The sequence below is a fragment of the Ascidiaceihabitans donghaensis genome (assembly GCF_900302465.1).
Classification (GTDB): domain Bacteria; phylum Pseudomonadota; class Alphaproteobacteria; order Rhodobacterales; family Rhodobacteraceae; genus Ascidiaceihabitans; species Ascidiaceihabitans donghaensis.
Genome location: NZ_OMOR01000001.1, coordinates 2,440,310 through 2,456,157 on the forward strand (window position 1 = coordinate 2,440,310; position 15,848 = coordinate 2,456,157).

Genomic DNA, 15,848 nt, shown 5'->3' on the forward strand with positions numbered 1-15,848 from the left:
CGGAGACTGCAGGAGCCTCCGGCGGAGGTTTTTTGAGCGAGATGAAATTGGATCCGTTGCATTATCGGTCGATTTCCCCGAATACGACATCCATGGTACCAATAATTGCAGCAACATCAGCCAGTTGGTGCCCTTTGCTGATGTGATCCATAGCCTGCAAATGCAGGAACCCGGGTGCGCGGATTTTGCAGCGGTACGGCTTGTTCGAGCCATCAGCCACAAGATAGACGCCAAATTCACCTTTCGGCGCCTCAACGGCCACGTAAACCTCGCCTTCGGGCACATGGAACCCTTCTGTGTAAAGCTTGAAGTGGTGGATCAGGCTTTCCATGGAGGTTTTCATGTCTGAACGCGACGGTGGCGTTATCTTGCCCCGTGCCAGAACATCACCTGTGGCTTCGCGCAATTTGCCAATAGCCTGTTTGATGATCGACACGGATTGACGCATCTCTTCCATGCGGCACAGGTAACGGTCATAGCAGTCGCCGTTTTTTCCAACCGGGATTTGGAAATCAAATTCATCGTAGCATTCGTAGGGCTGCGCACGGCGCAAATCCCATGCCATCCCAGAGCCGCGTACCATCACACCGGAAAACCCGTAGTTCAGGATGTCTTCCTCAGTAACAACGCCAATATCGCAGTTGCGCTGTTTGAAGATACGGTTTTCGGTCAGTAGCCCGTCAATATCGTTTAGCATATTGGGGAATTCATGCGCCCATTGTTCGATGTCATCGAGCAAATCATCAGGCAAATCCTGATGCACACCACCGGGACGGAAGTAGGCTGCGTGCAAACGTGCACCGCAGGCACGTTCGTAGAAAATCATCAGCTTTTCGCGCTCTTCAAAGCCCCACAGCGGCGGCGTCAAAGCCCCCACATCCAAAGCCTGTGTCGTCACGTTCAGCAAGTGGTTCAAAACACGACCAATTTCGCAGTACAATACACGGATCAGCGACGCGCGACGCGGCACTTCAACGCCAGTCAACTTCTCGATCGCCAAACACCATGCGTGTTCCTGGTTCATCGGCGCCACGTAATCGAGGCGGTCGAAATAGGGCAGGTTTTGCAGATAGGTGCGCGATTCCATCAGCTTTTCAGTGCCACGGTGCAACAAACCGATGTGCGGATCGCACCGTTCCACTACTTCGCCGTCCAACTCAAGCACCAAGCGCAAAACACCGTGTGCCGCCGGGTGTTGAGGCCCGAAGTTGATGTTGAAATTCCGGATTTTTTGTTCGCCCGTCAAGGCGTCGTCAAATTTCGAGCCGTCCATCACTGCACTGGTCCCTTCATATTGTCCTGCCAACGCGGGGGAACCGCATCGAACCTGGACATGACAAAATCATATTGAGGCTGCATGGCATCCGCCAAGAGCGTGTGTGTGTTTGCATCCATCGCCTGCCCCGCCCCGGCGTTCGCAGGTTCTGACGGACCCGTCAAAACATCGTCGAAGCCCAGAAACTCGGACAAATCTTCCAAAGTGTCTTTTTCAAACAACTGTTCAAAAAACAATACTTTTAACTTGGATTTCGGAACAGCTTTGGTCAGCCGCGCCAAGGTCGATGCATAGTCAGACCGCGCCATTTCCGCAGAGTTCGATCCATCCGTGATACCACGCAACAATTCGTTTTGCACGTCGTCCAATGGACGCCCGCGTTTCGCCCGTCGTTGCGCCGTCATCGAAAGGTTAGACCACAGGCGGTCTACCGGATCACGTAATATCATCACAAAGCGTGTTTTTCCGCCATTCAAAGCGGCCATACGCTTGTATGTTTTTTCAGACAACAACGCATAAGCCGGCGTGATGTCGGCGCATACTCGCGTTTCATCGTTCGCGCGGCGATGCATCAGGGCTTCGTACCGCTTGTCGTTTTCAACCTTCGCACCGACCAAACCCATCCAACGGTCCATTTCCTTGACACGAAATGTCAGCCGATCGCGGATTTTTCGGGTCTTGGCTTGCGCCAAATCAACACGCACCCCTTGGCGCACACCGATCAACTGGTCCATGGACCAAAGTGCGCTGTCGTGTTCAAGGCTGTCGAAATAATGCGTTTCCTTGAACGGGGGCATTGCCGCTTGCGGATGCGCACGCAGGGCTTGCGCCAGCCACGTGGTGCCCGCCTTCGCGGCCCCTATCCCGAAAAGAAACATCGGAGCCGCCATTAACGCTTCTCCAGCTCTTGTTGCTTCATCGCGATAACCCACAACAACACGACTGTGCCGATGGGCAACAAGCAGGCAAAGGCCCACAGTTTATTGATGCCAAAAAATGGCAGCAATTTCAGCATTGGAATGATTGTAGCGGCCGCGACGGCCAACCAAAACAAGGTATCCATCAGGCGTAGACCTCCATGCTTTGCGTCCATTTGGCGGGCAATTGTTCAAAAATGTCACGCACATACGTATATTGCGGCTTAAGCCACAGAAACATCTGGCGCCCCAATTCTTGCGGCAAATCGATTTTTATGCCCTCATTTACATTCGTCTCGACCGGGGCTTCGAAGTCATCAATCCCAAGAAACTTGCAAATCCGCGACGCACCGCCGTCAAACAGGGTTTCAAAGAAATCAACATGCACATCTTGCGCAGGCAAAGTCGCTTTCAAATTGTCCAGCGTCATTCGGTAGTCCGAACGCCAGGCGACCCCTTTGATCCCACCGGCTTGTATTTTGGCAAAATCGGCTAATGTGTGCGCCAGCATGTCTTCGGATGTCTGCGCCCGCTTTTTCGCCCGCATACGTAGGTTCGACCACAGCCGTGAAACCGGATCGCGCATCAGGAAGATCAGCTTTGTGTTTGCTGCAACGCTGTGCATTTCACGCAAACTGTCAGCGCTTAGCATTGCATAGGCTGGTGTTACTTCACCAACAACCGACGCCCCATCACTGCCCCACAACAAATATTCAAGATATGCGTCTTTATCGATGGCTTCGTGTGTCATCAAATCGGACCACTTCTCAAACCGTTCCAGCGCAGCCTCATAAGACATCGGGGCCACGATTTCAGCCGTGCGGTCGGGATCGCCAAAGATCGCAGCCCGACGGGTTTTTACAGTATCCGCCATAAACGCCTGACGCTTCATTTCAACACAGTCGAAATAATGCAGTTCTTTGATGGACGACATCGCACATTGTGGATGGTGTTTCAAAAAATAGTGCAGCCATGACGTGCCACCTTTTTGCGCACCAATACCTATGACAACCGTTTTGTCTGTCATAGTGTACCTCGGGGGGTACTCAGTGTGAAAAGATGCGCGCCAACCATGCTGTTAGTCCGTCTTCTCGTCGCCGGGCAGGATGTATTCCGCGCCTTCCCATGGGCTCATGAAGTCGAATTGGCGGTATTCCTGAACAAGGCTGACAGGTTCATAAACCACGCGCTTTTCAACTTCGTCGTAGCGCACTTCGGTATACCCCGTGGTTGGGAAATCCTTGCGCAGCGGATAGCCCCGAAAGCCGTAGTCGGTCAGGATGCGACGCAAATCCGGGTGGCCGGAAAAGAGAATGCCAAACATGTCGAAGATTTCGCGCTCGAACCAATTGGCCGAAGGGTGCACATCACACAGCGACGGCACCATCTGGTCTTCGCGGATCGACACACGCAAACGGATGCGGTGGTTCTGATACATCGACAAAAAGTGATAAACGACATCAAACCGCTTTGCGCGGCCTGTGTAGTCTACGGCCGTGATATCAACCAAAGTCGAAAACTTGCAGGTGGCATCGGTTTTCAGAAAGTCCACAAGGCCCGCGATGTTGGTTGGGGCCACATCGACATTCAGCTCATCGCGGCTGATGTCCCACGACAAGACACAATCTGCCCGCTTGGCTTCGATATACGCGCCGAGTTCTTTTAATGCTTCAGACATGATTCAGGTCCTTAACGAACGATTGTGCCGGTGCGGCGCATTTTGCGTTGCAGTTGCATGATGCCATAAAGCAATGCTTCGGCTGTGGGTGGGCAGCCCGGAACATAAACATCCACGGGTACAATACGGTCACAGCCACGCACAACAGAGTAGCTGTAATGGTAATACCCGCCCCCATTGGCGCAAGACCCCATGGAAATCACATACCGCGGTTCCGGCATCTGGTCATACACCTTGCGCAAAGCAGGAGCCATTTTGTTGGTCAGCGTGCCCGCCACGATCATCAGGTCGGACTGGCGCGGGGACGCACGCGGCGCTGTCCCAAACCGTTCCAGGTCATAGCGCGGCATAGAGGTGTGCATCATCTCAACCGCGCAGCAGGCCAGACCAAATGTCATCCAGTGCAATGACCCTGTACGCGCCCAGTTGATCAAATCCTCCGTAGAGGTCAGCAAAAAGCCCTTGTCTTGCAGCTCAGCGTTCAAAGACTGGGTGGCGACCTCGCGGTCGGCCCCTCCTGTGGCGGTTACTGCCATTCCAGCGCCCCTTTTTTCCATTCATAGGCAAACCCGGCAGTCAGCACGGCCAAGAACACCATCATAGACCAAAAACCCACCATGCTGACGTCCTTGAAGGCCACAGCCCAAGGGAACAGGAAGGCAATTTCAAGATCGAAAATAATGAACAAGATCGACACCAGATAGAACCGAACATCAAACTTCATGCGCGCATCATCAAATGCATTGAACCCACATTCATACGCCGACACCTTTTCGGGGTCCGGGTTGCGCACGGCAACCACGACAGCGGCTAAAATGAGGGCAAGACCGAGACCGATGGCGACGGCCAGAAAAACGAGAATGGGGAGGTACTCCCGCAGCATCTCTTCCATGTTGGCTCCTTTGTCTTGCACAGCGCATTTTGAGCCGTGCAGTCAAGTGGCGACGTTGACGGTGTTGGGTGTACCCCCACGCCTGTCCGGGGTCAACCAACCGGACAAGGTTTTCGCCTTGCCTGATCGCGTGGTTGGCTGTCTTCCACATCCCCTAACGGCCTATAAGTTCAAATCCGGTTAAACCCCGCAAGATTTCACGACACCCCCAATGGCAGGCGCCTGCCCGAAGCCTGTACTTTAAGCCACACTGTGGTCCCTATGTTTTTGGTTTGTGTTCTTTTGTGCACATTCACACAGCATAAAACCCGCCAAAGGCTGTCCTGATTCTGATACCTTTACAAAATCCTGCGCACGGTTGATTCTCGTGTCATTCCATCGCTCGGACTGTTTTCAAAAGGACTCAAAAATGTGTGATGCACCGACCCAAGGCACCGCCCTGGCCCATGCCTATATAGAAAACGATCGCACGCGTGTCACCGAATGGCGCTTCCCAAAGCGCGGCGACAACACAGGCTGGCACCGCCATGCCTATGACTACGTGGTGGTGCCACTGTTTGACGGGCAGTTGGAAATCCTGGGCGAAGACGGCTCGCGTACATTGGCCGATATGAAGACCGGTGTTCCCTACTTCCGTGAACTTGGCGTCGCCCACGACGTGATAAGCGCAAACGACTTTGAATGCGCCTTCGTCGAAATCGAATTTCTGGAACAGCCAAAGCCGTAATTTACGAACCAGACAAAGGCCTTAGCCCATCCACGCCGCTTTACGCTTATCGAAGAACGCACCGATGCCTTCGGCCGCTTCATCGGTTTCCCAACGTGATTTCAATGCGTTGATGGTCATGGCGATTGTGTCATTGTCGATGCGCGGCCCCAAATCCCGCGCCAAGGCTTTCGCGGCCGCCACAGCACCGGGGGCACAACTCAGGTAAGGCACAACTTCCGCCTCAACGGCCTCTGTCAACGTCTCTGCAGGCACAGCGCGCGCCAAAAGCCCCAATTCCACAGCCTCAGCCGCGCCAAACAGACGCGATGACATAAAGACGCGCCGCGCACGTCCTTCGCCCATGCGTGCAATCACATATGGGCCAATCGTGGCAGGGATAATGCCCAACCGTGTTTCGGTCAGTCCCATCTTCAGATGATCCACCCCAATGGCCACATCACAGACCGACGCCATGCCGACGCCACCCCCAAATGCATTGCCCTGCAAAGCGCCAATCAAAGGTTTTGGCATCGTGTTCAGGGCCTGCAGCATATGGGCCAGCTTCGCGGCTTCGCGCCCGCGCGTTTCGGCGTCTGCGGCCATCTGTTCGCGCATCCAGCCCAGATCACCACCCGCGCAAAAACTTTTGCCCGCCCCCGTCAGCACAACAACCCGCACCGCATCATCCGATCCCAGATCGTGGGCAGCTTGCGTCAATTCCGCCAGCATCTGTGCGCTCATGGCGTTGTGTTTGTCGGCGCGGTCCAGCGTCATGGTGGCGACGCCGCGGGCGTCAACGTCGATTGAAATTGTGTCCATTGGTTTTTCCGTTACCCTCTCATCGCACGTGCCATATCGGCCGCTTTGGCAATCACATCCATATCCAGCCCTGTCTCGTACCCCAGCCGCTCCAGATGCGCGGCCACGGCTTCTGTGGCCACGTTGCCAGAGGCACCCGGTGCATAAGGGCAGCCCCCAAGCCCAGCCACAGCCGCATCAAACACCCGCACGCCCAGCGCCAAAGACGCATCGATGTTGTCGATCGCACGACCGCCAGTATCGTGATAGTGGCCAGCCAAACGGCCCACAGGCACCACATCGCGCACAGCCATCAACATACGGGCGATGCTATCTGGTGTTCCCCCCCCGATTGTGTCGCCCAACGACACCTCATAACAGCCCATCGCAAACAAACGGTCCGCGACACGGGCCACCGCCGCAGGATCAACCGCGCCATCATAGGGACACTCAACAACGCAAGACACATATCCGCGCACCGGCAGGTCAATCATACGGGCTGCTTCGATCACCGGAGCAAACCGGTCCAGAGACTCGTCAATGGACGCATTGATATTGGCCTTGGAAAACCCCTCTGAGGCTGACCCGAACACCGCAATCTCGTCGGCTTTGGCAACTTGGGCATCTTCAAAGCCGCGCATATTCGGGGTCAACGCCGCATAACGCACGCCAGGCACGCGGGTGATCCCCGCCAGCACATCCGCGCTGCCCGCCATTTGCGGCACCCATTTTGGGCTTACAAAACTGGCACATTCAATGCGTTTGAAACCTGCACCGCTTAGGCAATCGACCAGTGCCACTTTATCGGCCACTGCAATTTCTGCTGCTTCGTTTTGCAACCCATCGCGGGGGCCAACTTCAAAAATCTCAACGGATCCAAGCGACATAGATTATCCTTCCAAAGGCCAAGGGGCAAAAAAGCTTTGTTCAAACAGCTTTTCGCCGTCTCTGGGCAAACTGGCCTGAAACGCAGGCCGCGCGGTGATACGTTCATACCATGCGGCAGTTTCCGGGTGCGCGTCCAGCGTTGCAAAGTGACGGGCCATGTAAACGGCTTGGCCGACAGAAATATCGGCCGCGGAAAAACCGGACGTCAGCAAGTAGTCGCGGTTTTCGATGGGCGTGCTCAATCGTGCCTCAAGCGCATCATAACATTTCGAAATCCGGCTGGCTTCCAGCTTCATGACAATGGGGCTGCGCATATGGTCTTCGCGCAGCGCCACATGCTGTTGCGTCAATGCAGCGGCATGCTGGCTGATGGTTTCTGCAAAGTGCAACCACACCAGCCACGCCATGCGGTCGGGATCATCGACGCGACGCCCGAACCGGTCGGGACTGAAGCGTTCACACAGGTATTGCGTAATGGCGCCTGTCTCGAACATGCGTTCGCCTTCAATCTCAAGGGCTGGCACACGTCCCGCCGGCGACAAGCTTAAAAACGCAGGATCACGCAAAGACCGGTCGAACGGATGCACGATCACCTGAAAATCGATCTCAAGTTCATGCAGCAACCAAAGCGATCGCATGGACCGCGACTGAGGAACGTGATGCAATGTAATCATATGACTTTCTCTATCTGATGAACAATGTCCGGGCGGGTGCTTAGAAAGGCATCCATTGTCGTCAACGCCGCGCACCACCGCGCCAGACCGGGGCGCGACTGCACCATATCGCGGGCTTCGGCGTACATGGAGAAATATGCAATCATTGGCCCAAGATGGCACTCTGCAAGGGTCACACCGTGGCCTGTCAGCGCGTGGCCTTCTTGGGCAATCTCTTCCAACGCATCCAGCACGCGGGGGGCCGCCGCCAGCCCTGCGTTTAATGCAGAAAGATTTGCGTCCAAGCCAAGGTGCGGCAGAAACACACCGTTTGAAAACACACCACGCACCAGATTGCTGTACACATAGTTGTCGGCGATGCTTTGCACCTGCGTGACACGGGCACGCGGCAATCCAGCCTGTGGCATCAATGGAACGCTGGTAAATTGCGTGTCGAGATACTCCAGAATGGCTGTTGTCTCGTAAATACGGATGTCTTGGTGGATCAACACCGGCACCCGCCCGAATGGATGCACCCCCACCAACGCCGCCTGCCCGTCTTCCTGAAACGGGTCCACTTGCGTGAAGGTGTAGGGCACCGATTTTGCGTGCAGCGCCATGCGCACACTGCGGGTGTATACGCTTGGCTCATATCCTATCAACGTAAGATCATTCACGCCTGCGTCTCTGTATCGGCCTCCAAGCGTACCAAAGGGGCCCCCGCTTCGACCTGATCGCCTTCTGCCGCCAAAACTTCAGCGACCACACCATCACGCGCCGCCAAAAGACTGTGTTCCATTTTCATCGCTTCCAACACCGCCAGACGGTCGCCTGCCTGAACAGACTGTCCAGGTTTGGCCGCCACCAGTTTCACCAGCCCCGGCATGGGTGCCACCACAAGGTTGCCATCCCCCACCGCACCGGCATCGCGGTTCAGTGGATCGATCACATCAAAAGGTATGCCATAATCGGCAAACACGGTCACGACACCCTGCGCCAGAACGGCCTTTGGTGCCGGTTGTCCGTCAAGCATCCAACGTCCGCCGACATGCGTAGCCTCTACGCGTGTGCCGTCGATGTGCCAGATTTGCGACCGCGGCGACGTCACTTCGACCTGCAAACGCAGGATCGCATCGCCATGGCCGATGTCTACGGACTGGCGCAAAGGGTCCCAAAGGGCGAAGCCTGTCTCAGTGTGTGTGCCCCCCAGCCCCAACGCGCACATGCCCGCACATGCCCAATGGGATGGCGTGACAGGTGCTACAGCTGTCAACGCATCGAGATCACGCGCAATCAACCCTGTGTCTACATCGCCAGCGGCGAACCCGTCGTGGGCGGCCAACGCCCCCAGAAAGCTCAAGTTCGTCACAGTGCCGCCCACTTGTGTGGCGTTCAAGGCTGCGGACAAGCGTGCAAGGGCGACGCTGCGCGTTGGGCCATGCACGATCACCTTGGCAATCATCGGGTCATAGAACGGGCTGATGGTGTCGCCGCTGCGCACGCCGCTGTCAGCGCGGGCGGTGGCGGGAAATTGCAGATGGGTCAATGTACCCGTGGCGGGCAAAAAGCCTGCGGGCACGTCTTCGGCGTACAATCGCGCCTCGAAGGCGTGGCCGTGAATGGTCAGCTCGCTTTGGGTCTTGGGCAATGCTTCACCTGACGCCACCCGCAATTGCCATTCCACCAGATCAACCCCGGTGATGGCTTCTGTAACAGGGTGTTCCACCTGCAGGCGCGTGTTCATTTCCATGAAAAAGAATCCGTCAGCTTTGAGACCATCGGACCCGTCCACGATAAATTCCACGGTACCCGCACCTTTGTACCCGATCGCTTCTGCGGCGCGGGTGGCCGCCTGACCCATAGCGTCGCGCATCTGTTCGGTCATGTCGGGTGCGGGGGCTTCTTCAATGACCTTTTGGTGGCGACGCTGCAAAGAACAGTCGCGTTCAAACAAATGCACAGCCTGAGTGCCATCCCCAAACACCTGCACTTCGATGTGGCGGGGTTTCGAGACAAATTTCTCAACCAGAACATCGGAATTGCCAAAAGCTGTAGATGCCTCTGATCGGGCCGATTGCAGGGCGTCGGCAAATGCGGACGGCGCATCGACCAAACGCATACCTTTGCCCCCGCCACCTGCAACCGCTTTGATCAAGACAGGATACCCGATTTTATCGGCTTCAGACGCCAAAAGCGCATCATCCTGATCGGCACCGTGATACCCCGGAACAACTGGCACGCCTGCCTCTACCATCAAGGCCTTGGCGGCATCTTTCAGCCCCATTGCACGAATGGCATCCGCCGACGGCCCGATAAACGTCAAGCCAGCGGCTTCGACCGCATCCACGAAATCAGGGTTCTCGGATAAAAACCCATAGCCGGGGTGAATAGCCTGAGCGCCCGTGTCCAAGGCGGCCTGAATAATGACATCGCCGCGCAAGTAGCTTTGGGCGGGCGCGTTGCCCCCGATATGGACCGCGACATCGGCCATTTGCACATGTTTGGACGCCGCATCCGCTTCCGAATAAACAGCAACGCAAGCCACGCCCATGGATTGGGCGGTTTCCATAACGCGGCACGCGATCTCGCCCCGATTGGCTATGAGAATTTTGTTAAACATTCCGGTTCTCCTTGGCGTGAAAGCCCCACGCCTGCGGCATGGCGTATAGTGTCCGTTTCAAGATGCTTTGAGAGAGCGCACTGGAAACGCTTCAATGATCCGCTTGGCCTGTGCCGCCACATCTTGCATATCGCCACGCGACAGGGTCGTGGACACTGCATAGGTATCCTCATCGTCCTGCGCGTTTGGTGTGAGTTCAATGTCCAACGTGAAGCTGTCCGGCCCGTCGCCACGTTGAATTTGCACGTCAACTTGGGGCTCAAGGCTGACAAGATATGCCTGAAAACCTTCACCGGCCAGCAAAGCGTCGGTTTCATCCATGAAATCGAAAATGTCGGTGGTCATAAGACAGGAAGACGCAAAAGACACATCGCCGTCATCGGTCGGGCATTTGACGCCGATATGCAGCCAATTGGCTTTCTCGAAGTCTTTTGCGTCGTCATGTGCATAGCGTTTCACAGTCAGGCACAAGGGACCCAGATTAAAATCAGTCATATGTGGCATCCTTTAAAACATGAAGCGTTCCGGCGCAAAGCAGTCGCATACGCAACATCACATCCGGAACACGCCAAAGCGTGTGTCCTCGATCGGGGCGTTCAGGGCTGCGGACAGGCTTAGAAACAGCACGTCGCGTGTTTTGCGCGGATCAACCACACCATCATCCCAAAGGCGGGCCGACGCATAAAGCGGATGCGATTGTTCTTCGAACATATCAATTGTGGGCTGCTTAAAGGCGGCTTCTTCCTCGGCGGACCATGTTTCGCCTTTGCGCTCCATCCCGTCGCGCTTGACGGTGGCCAGAACACCGGCGGCCTGTTGACCGCCCATCACACCGATCCGCGAATTTGGCCATGACCACATGAAACGAGGGCTGTAGGCACGCCCTGCCATGCCGTAATTCCCCGCCCCGAAGGATCCGCCCACCACAAGCGTGATTTTGGGCACAGACGTCGTGGCCACAGCCGTGACCATCTTGGCACCGTGTCGCGCGATGCCTTCGTTTTCGTATTTGCGCCCCACCATAAAGCCGGTGATGTTTTGCAAAAAGACCAAAGGGATTTTTCGCTGTGAACACAGCTCGACAAAGTGTGCGCCCTTTTGGGCCGCTTCAGAGAACAACACGCCATTGTTGGCGATGATGCCAATGGGACAGCCTTTCAAATGGGCAAACCCCGTCACCAAAGTCTCGCCGAAACGCGGTTTGAATTCGTCAAACCGCGATCCGTCCACAACACGCATGATAACTTCGCGGATGTCATAGGGCTGGCGGGTGTCTGCGGGCACAACCCCCAGCAATTCGGCAGTGTCATATGCAGGTTCTTCTGCCTCTTGCCATTGCACTGTTGTGGGTTTTGTACGGTTCAATTGCGCCACAGCACGACGGGCCAGTGCCAAGGCGTGAGTGTCATCTTCGGCCAGATAGTCCGCGACCCCCGACAAACGCGTGTGCACATCACCGCCGCCCAAATCTTCGGCGGATACAACTTCACCTGTCGCGGCCTTTACCAACGGCGGGCCAGCCAGAAAAATTGTGCCCTGTTCTTTTACGATAATTGTCACATCCGACATAGCAGGCACATAGGCACCGCCCGCGGTGCAAGACCCCATCACAACAGCAATTTGCGGAATGCCTTTTGCGCTCATTTGCGCCTGATTAAAGAAAATGCGCCCAAAGTGGTCACGGTCAGGGAAAACCTCATCCTGATTGGGCAGGTTCGCGCCACCGCTGTCGACCAGATAGATGCATGGCAAGTGGTTCTGTTCCGCGATCTCTTGGGCGCGCAGGTGCTTTTTCACGGTCATCGGGTAGTATGTGCCACCCTTCACAGTGGCGTCGTTGCACACCACCATCACCTCGTGGCCCTGCACCCGACCAATGCCCGCAACCACGCCAGCGCAAGGGGCTGCCCCGTCATACATGCCATGGGCCGCCGTCGCTCCGACCTCCAAGAACGGAGACCCCGGATCAAGCAAGTTCGCCACACGTTCGCGTGGCAACATTTTCCCGCGCGACACATGACGGTCACGAGACCGTTCACCGCCCCCAAAGGCTGCGGCTTGTGCGGCCTCCGTGATCTGGCCCAACGCAGCTTTGTGGGCGGTCACGTTCACTTTAAACGCTTCTGAGGACGTCAATATCTGTGATTTGAGCTTCATAACCTAATCCTTAATCCAACCCGTGTTGCGGTTCAGCGCGTGCATGCGTATCGCCATCGCGATCCCAAACGCCGTAACCGAACGGTCTGGCACTTGAACGCGAAAACGTTCCTTTTGGTCAAAGCCGACTGACCTCTTGCTTGCGCTCATGTATGAGACTCTGCAATTGCCATTGCCTTCAATTCCTTACGGATCACTTTGCCCGTTACCGTCATCGGCAAGCCCTCTAAAAATTCGATTTCTCTTGGATATGAATAGCTTGCAAGCCGGTCTTTCACGTAAATTTGAAGTGCTTCGGCGTCCCGTACGGCCCCTTCCCGCAACACAACATAAGCTTTCACAATTTCGGTGCGCAGCGCATCGGGTTTGCCGATAACGCCACAGGTCACTACATCAGGGTGCGTCAGCAAACAGTCTTCGATTTCAGCAGGTCCAATGCGGTAACCCGAAGACGTGATCACATCATCCTCACGGCCCACGAAACGCAGATAGTCACCCTCCCAGATACCGCGATCGCCCGTCAGCATCCAGTCACCACGAAATTTCTCGGACGTCGCGTCCGGGCGTTGCCAATATTCCAACATCATCGAGGGAGACCCACGTTTGACCGCAATATCCCCTTCCGCATCTGTCGTGTTCCCATCTTTATCAACCACTTGCACTTCATGACCGTCAACAGGCTTACCGATGCACCCCGGGGCTGCGGGGAAATCAGAAGCGCAGCTTGAGACCGTCATGTTGCATTCTGTCTGGCCATAGAATTCATTGATCTGCAGCCCAAAGGCGTCACGCCCCCACGCCAGCATTTCCACGCCCAACGGTTCGCCCCCCGAGGCCACAGACCGCAACCCATCGATCCGCGCCCCTTCCGCTTTCAGCATCCGCAAGGCCGTGGGCGGAAAAAACACATTCCGGACAGCACCTTGGCGGATGATGTGCAGACATTCCTCAACCGAAAATTTTCCCATTCTGGCAGCGACCACTGGCACCCCCAAGGCAAGGCCGGGCATGAGCACATCAAACAAACCGCCAATCCAGGCCCAATCTGCAGGGGTCCAAAGGCAATCGTCTGGATGGCCCAGATGATTGTGGCTGACCGAAACGCCGGGCAAATGCCCTGCAAGTATGCCATGACCGTGCAACGCACCTTTGGCTGTGCCGGTTGTGCCAGAGGTGTAAATTATGATCGCGGGGCTTTTGTGATCCACCGTTTGGGTCGGCACCACTGCACCAACGACGCCACAAGTTTCTGCCAACCAGGCTGTGGCCAGCCCGTCCACCAAAGCCGCCCCTTCACCGTCCGTCAAAACGATGTCGATGCCGGCATCAGATATGCGCGACTGCAAGGCGTCGTGTTTAAACAGTTTGAACAAAGGCACTGATATTGCGCCTATTTTCCAGATTGCGATATGGGCCGCAGCACACCATGGGCTTTGGCTGAGCAACACCCCCACGCGGTCGCCTGCTTGAACCCTCGCCAGTAATGCACGCGCAATCCCGTCGGCCATGTCCTTCAGCTTGCCATAGCTGACATCACGCCGCACACCGTGTGACACGTCCACAATCGCTGTTTGATCTTCTGGGTGATCCAAACACTGCATGGCCATATTTTGTGCTGACGTCATCATGCGTCTGGGCCTGCAGTCGGCGTAACCAAACGCCCTGTGCGGTCTACCCAATACTGGCTGATGCTGGACGCGGTCCCACAGCTGATGACCAACCATGCCCCGACATCGTCAGCAGGCCGCGCGACACAATCGCTGTGTGCGCCGCCTGTTTCAGCAACATAACGATCGGCAATGGCATTTATGACTTCTGTTTCGGACAATGCGGCCTGTTGACGGCCCAGATAAAGCCCGCCCGCAGCCGCCATCATCACCAGCCCCGACACCGTAAGAAGCACTTGGCGTGGCATCAGCCCATGGCACCCATCATTTCGCGCCCCACCAGCATGCGGCGGATTTCGGATGTGCCAGCGCCAATTTCCATTAGTTTGGCATCGCGGAAAATGCGGCCCACGGGGTTGTCGGACAAGTACCCTGCCCCACCCATGGCTTGCACGGCCTGATGCGCCTGCACCATGGCTTGCTCTGACGCATACAAACAACACGCTGCTGCGTCCTGCCGCGTCACATCCCCACGATCGCAGGCTTTGGCGACTTCATAGACGTAGGCGCGGGCAGAATTCATCGCCGTGTACATATCCGCCATCTTGCCCTGCATCAGCTGGAAGCTGCCAATGGGTTGTCCAAATTGCTTACGCTCGGCCATATAAGGCATGATTTCATCCAGACAGGACGCCATGATACCGGTGCCGATCCCTGCCAGCACAACACGCTCATAGTCCAGACCGGACATCAAAACGGCGACACCGCGCCCCTCTTCGCCCAACACATTCTCAAAGGGCACTTCCACGTCGTCAAAGATCAGCTCGGCTGTGTTTGATCCGCGCATCCCAAGCTTGTCGAAATGGGGCGACGTCGAAAAGCCCGTCATGGATTTTTCGATGATAAAGGCCGTGATGCCCTTGGATCCCATATCGGGGTTCGTTTTGGCGTAGACCACAAGTGTGTCGGCATCCGGGCCGTTGGTGATCCAGTACTTATTGCCGTTCAAACGATAGTGATCGTTGCGCTTTTCCGCGTTCAGTTTCATGGAAACCACATCAGATCCCGCCCCCGCCTCGGACATCGCCAATGCGCCGACATGTTTGCCGGAAATCAAACCGGGCAGGTATTGGCGTTTTTGGTCTTCGGTGCCGTTCAGCTTTATCTGGTTGACGCACAGGTTGGAATGCGCCCCGTAAGACAGTGACACAGACGCGCTGGCACGGGCCACTTCTTCGACAGCGACAGTATGGGCCAGATATGACATGCCAGCCCCGCCGTAGTCTTCGTCCACGGTGATCCCCAAAAGGCCAAGATCGCCCATTTCGGTCCACAGTTCTGGCGGAAAGGCATTTTTTGCGTCGATGTCAGCCGCCATAGGCTTGACGCGTTCTTGCGCCCAACGATGCACCATCTCGCGCAGTGCATTTACGTCTTCACCCAAATCGAATTGCATGGTCGCATTGAACATCGTGCGTCTTCCCCCGTCGGATTGATAAATATCGGATTGCTGGATACCGAATTTCAGATCAGATTTATTGAACAGTTGTTCATTACTTAACGTGACCCGTGCAAACGGGTCAAGATGTTTCGAAGGATGCCACCTGTCGGAACGATTGGGCGCACTGCGCGTTACCTTTCCGAAGCGCAACG

18 protein-coding genes are annotated in these 15,848 nt (G+C 55.9%); 1 reads left to right on the forward strand and 17 read right to left on the reverse strand.

What is annotated here, in order from left to right; translation table 11 throughout:
* Positions 1–61: 61 nt before the first annotated feature.
* From ASD8599_RS12170 to ASD8599_RS12195, 7 genes are read right to left on the reverse strand one after another with little or no spacing between them, the layout of a single operon-like run.
* The gene (locus ASD8599_RS12170; protein WP_108828784.1) at positions 62–1,273 is read right to left on the reverse strand and encodes an NADH-quinone oxidoreductase subunit D; all 1,212 of its coding nucleotides are present in this window, start codon (positions 1,271–1,273) and stop codon (positions 62–64) included.
* Entirely contained in the window at positions 1,273–2,166 is an 894-nt protein-coding gene (locus tag ASD8599_RS12175) for a sulfotransferase (RefSeq protein WP_108828785.1), read from the reverse strand. Before ASD8599_RS12175 ends, ASD8599_RS12170 begins: the two co-directional genes overlap by 1 nt.
* Positions 2,166–2,339, reverse strand: coding sequence for a hypothetical protein (locus tag ASD8599_RS20290; protein WP_181364478.1), 174 nt, complete (start codon positions 2,337–2,339; stop codon positions 2,166–2,168). The genes ASD8599_RS12175 and ASD8599_RS20290 overlap by 1 nt, the downstream gene beginning before the upstream one ends.
* Positions 2,339–3,220 (reverse strand): sulfotransferase, encoded by an 882-nt coding sequence (locus ASD8599_RS12180; RefSeq protein ID WP_108828786.1) that lies wholly within the window; start codon positions 3,218–3,220, stop codon positions 2,339–2,341. Before ASD8599_RS12180 ends, ASD8599_RS20290 begins: the two co-directional genes overlap by 1 nt.
* 51 nt (positions 3,221–3,271) lie before the next feature.
* Positions 3,272–3,871: an NADH-quinone oxidoreductase subunit C gene (locus tag ASD8599_RS12185; protein ID WP_108828787.1), complete on the reverse strand. Its 600-nt coding sequence runs from the start codon at positions 3,869–3,871 to the stop codon at positions 3,272–3,274.
* An 11-nt stretch (positions 3,872–3,882) separates the two neighbouring features.
* Complete coding sequence (locus ASD8599_RS12190; protein WP_108828788.1) at positions 3,883–4,407, reverse strand: NuoB/complex I 20 kDa subunit family protein; 525 nt, start codon at positions 4,405–4,407, stop codon at positions 3,883–3,885.
* Complete coding sequence (locus ASD8599_RS12195; RefSeq protein ID WP_108828789.1) at positions 4,398–4,763, reverse strand: NADH-quinone oxidoreductase subunit A; 366 nt, start codon at positions 4,761–4,763, stop codon at positions 4,398–4,400. The genes ASD8599_RS12190 and ASD8599_RS12195 overlap by 10 nt, the downstream gene beginning before the upstream one ends.
* Positions 4,764–5,172: 409 nt before the next feature.
* Here ASD8599_RS12195 and ASD8599_RS12205 point away from each other — a divergent pair, with 409 nt between their 5' ends.
* Positions 5,173–5,490, forward strand: a complete 318-nt coding sequence (locus ASD8599_RS12205; RefSeq protein WP_108828791.1) for a cupin domain-containing protein — start codon at positions 5,173–5,175, stop codon at positions 5,488–5,490.
* Between the two features lie 21 nt (positions 5,491–5,511).
* Here ASD8599_RS12205 and ASD8599_RS12210 read toward each other — a convergent pair whose 3' ends face one another.
* From ASD8599_RS12210 to ASD8599_RS12255, 10 genes are all read right to left on the reverse strand, one after another.
* Complete coding sequence (locus tag ASD8599_RS12210; RefSeq protein WP_108828792.1) at positions 5,512–6,291, reverse strand: crotonase/enoyl-CoA hydratase family protein; 780 nt, start codon at positions 6,289–6,291, stop codon at positions 5,512–5,514.
* An 11-nt stretch (positions 6,292–6,302) separates the two neighbouring features.
* Positions 6,303–7,157: a hydroxymethylglutaryl-CoA lyase gene (locus ASD8599_RS12215; protein ID WP_108828793.1), complete on the reverse strand. Its 855-nt coding sequence runs from the start codon at positions 7,155–7,157 to the stop codon at positions 6,303–6,305.
* A gap of 3 nt (positions 7,158–7,160) precedes the next feature.
* Positions 7,161–7,832 (reverse strand): glutathione S-transferase family protein, encoded by a 672-nt coding sequence (locus ASD8599_RS12220; RefSeq protein ID WP_108828794.1) that lies wholly within the window; start codon positions 7,830–7,832, stop codon positions 7,161–7,163.
* The gene (locus ASD8599_RS12225) at positions 7,829–8,488 is read right to left on the reverse strand and encodes a glutathione S-transferase family protein (protein WP_108828795.1); all 660 of its coding nucleotides are present in this window, start codon (positions 8,486–8,488) and stop codon (positions 7,829–7,831) included. The genes ASD8599_RS12220 and ASD8599_RS12225 overlap by 4 nt, the downstream gene beginning before the upstream one ends.
* On the reverse strand, positions 8,485–10,431 hold the full coding sequence (locus ASD8599_RS12230) for an acetyl/propionyl/methylcrotonyl-CoA carboxylase subunit alpha (RefSeq protein ID WP_108828796.1): 1,947 nt from the start codon (positions 10,429–10,431) through the stop codon (positions 8,485–8,487). Before ASD8599_RS12230 ends, ASD8599_RS12225 begins: the two co-directional genes overlap by 4 nt.
* A 57-nt stretch (positions 10,432–10,488) precedes the next feature.
* Positions 10,489–10,926 carry a WapI family immunity protein gene (locus ASD8599_RS12235; protein WP_108828797.1) on the reverse strand — a complete coding sequence of 146 codons (438 nt, stop codon included), beginning with the start codon at positions 10,924–10,926 and terminating at the stop codon, positions 10,489–10,491.
* A gap of 57 nt (positions 10,927–10,983) precedes the next feature.
* Positions 10,984–12,588 carry a carboxyl transferase domain-containing protein gene (locus ASD8599_RS12240; RefSeq protein WP_108828798.1) on the reverse strand — a complete coding sequence of 535 codons (1,605 nt, stop codon included), beginning with the start codon at positions 12,586–12,588 and terminating at the stop codon, positions 10,984–10,986.
* Between the two features lie 146 nt (positions 12,589–12,734).
* On the reverse strand, positions 12,735–14,216 hold the full coding sequence (locus tag ASD8599_RS12245; protein ID WP_108828799.1) for an AMP-binding protein: 1,482 nt from the start codon (positions 14,214–14,216) through the stop codon (positions 12,735–12,737).
* Positions 14,213–14,503 (reverse strand): hypothetical protein, encoded by a 291-nt coding sequence (locus ASD8599_RS12250; protein WP_108828800.1) that lies wholly within the window; start codon positions 14,501–14,503, stop codon positions 14,213–14,215. Before ASD8599_RS12250 ends, ASD8599_RS12245 begins: the two co-directional genes overlap by 4 nt.
* On the reverse strand, positions 14,503–15,666 hold the full coding sequence (locus ASD8599_RS12255; protein ID WP_108828801.1) for an isovaleryl-CoA dehydrogenase: 1,164 nt from the start codon (positions 15,664–15,666) through the stop codon (positions 14,503–14,505). Before ASD8599_RS12255 ends, ASD8599_RS12250 begins: the two co-directional genes overlap by 1 nt.
* Positions 15,667–15,848: the final 182 nt, after the last annotated feature.

Excerpts from the sequence above, each read along its gene's own strand:
- ASD8599_RS12170 (WP_108828784.1), bottom strand. The coding sequence starts at position 1,273 with ATGGACGGCTCGAAATTTGACGACGCCTTGACGGGCGAACAAAAAATC.
- ASD8599_RS12175 (WP_108828785.1), bottom strand. The coding sequence starts at position 2,166 with ATGGCGGCTCCGATGTTTCTTTTCGGGATAGGGGCCGCGAAGGCGGGC.
- ASD8599_RS20290 (WP_181364478.1), bottom strand. The coding sequence starts at position 2,339 with ATGGATACCTTGTTTTGGTTGGCCGTCGCGGCCGCTACAATCATTCCA.
- ASD8599_RS12180 (WP_108828786.1), bottom strand. The coding sequence starts at position 3,220 with ATGACAGACAAAACGGTTGTCATAGGTATTGGTGCGCAAAAAGGTGGC.
- ASD8599_RS12185 (WP_108828787.1), bottom strand. The coding sequence starts at position 3,871 with ATGTCTGAAGCATTAAAAGAACTCGGCGCGTATATCGAAGCCAAGCGG.
- ASD8599_RS12190 (WP_108828788.1), bottom strand. The coding sequence starts at position 4,407 with ATGGCAGTAACCGCCACAGGAGGGGCCGACCGCGAGGTCGCCACCCAG.
- ASD8599_RS12195 (WP_108828789.1), bottom strand. The coding sequence starts at position 4,763 with ATGGAAGAGATGCTGCGGGAGTACCTCCCCATTCTCGTTTTTCTGGCC.
- ASD8599_RS12205 (WP_108828791.1), top strand. The coding sequence starts at position 5,173 with ATGTGTGATGCACCGACCCAAGGCACCGCCCTGGCCCATGCCTATATA.
- ASD8599_RS12210 (WP_108828792.1), bottom strand. The coding sequence starts at position 6,291 with ATGGACACAATTTCAATCGACGTTGACGCCCGCGGCGTCGCCACCATG.
- ASD8599_RS12215 (WP_108828793.1), bottom strand. The coding sequence starts at position 7,157 with ATGTCGCTTGGATCCGTTGAGATTTTTGAAGTTGGCCCCCGCGATGGG.
- ASD8599_RS12220 (WP_108828794.1), bottom strand. The coding sequence starts at position 7,832 with ATGATTACATTGCATCACGTTCCTCAGTCGCGGTCCATGCGATCGCTT.
- ASD8599_RS12230 (WP_108828796.1), bottom strand. The coding sequence starts at position 10,431 with ATGTTTAACAAAATTCTCATAGCCAATCGGGGCGAGATCGCGTGCCGC.
- ASD8599_RS12235 (WP_108828797.1), bottom strand. The coding sequence starts at position 10,926 with ATGACTGATTTTAATCTGGGTCCCTTGTGCCTGACTGTGAAACGCTAT.
- ASD8599_RS12240 (WP_108828798.1), bottom strand. The coding sequence starts at position 12,588 with ATGAAGCTCAAATCACAGATATTGACGTCCTCAGAAGCGTTTAAAGTG.
- ASD8599_RS12245 (WP_108828799.1), bottom strand. The coding sequence starts at position 14,216 with ATGATGACGTCAGCACAAAATATGGCCATGCAGTGTTTGGATCACCCA.
- ASD8599_RS12250 (WP_108828800.1), bottom strand. The coding sequence starts at position 14,503 with ATGCCACGCCAAGTGCTTCTTACGGTGTCGGGGCTGGTGATGATGGCG.
- ASD8599_RS12255 (WP_108828801.1), bottom strand. The coding sequence starts at position 15,666 with ATGTTCAATGCGACCATGCAATTCGATTTGGGTGAAGACGTAAATGCA.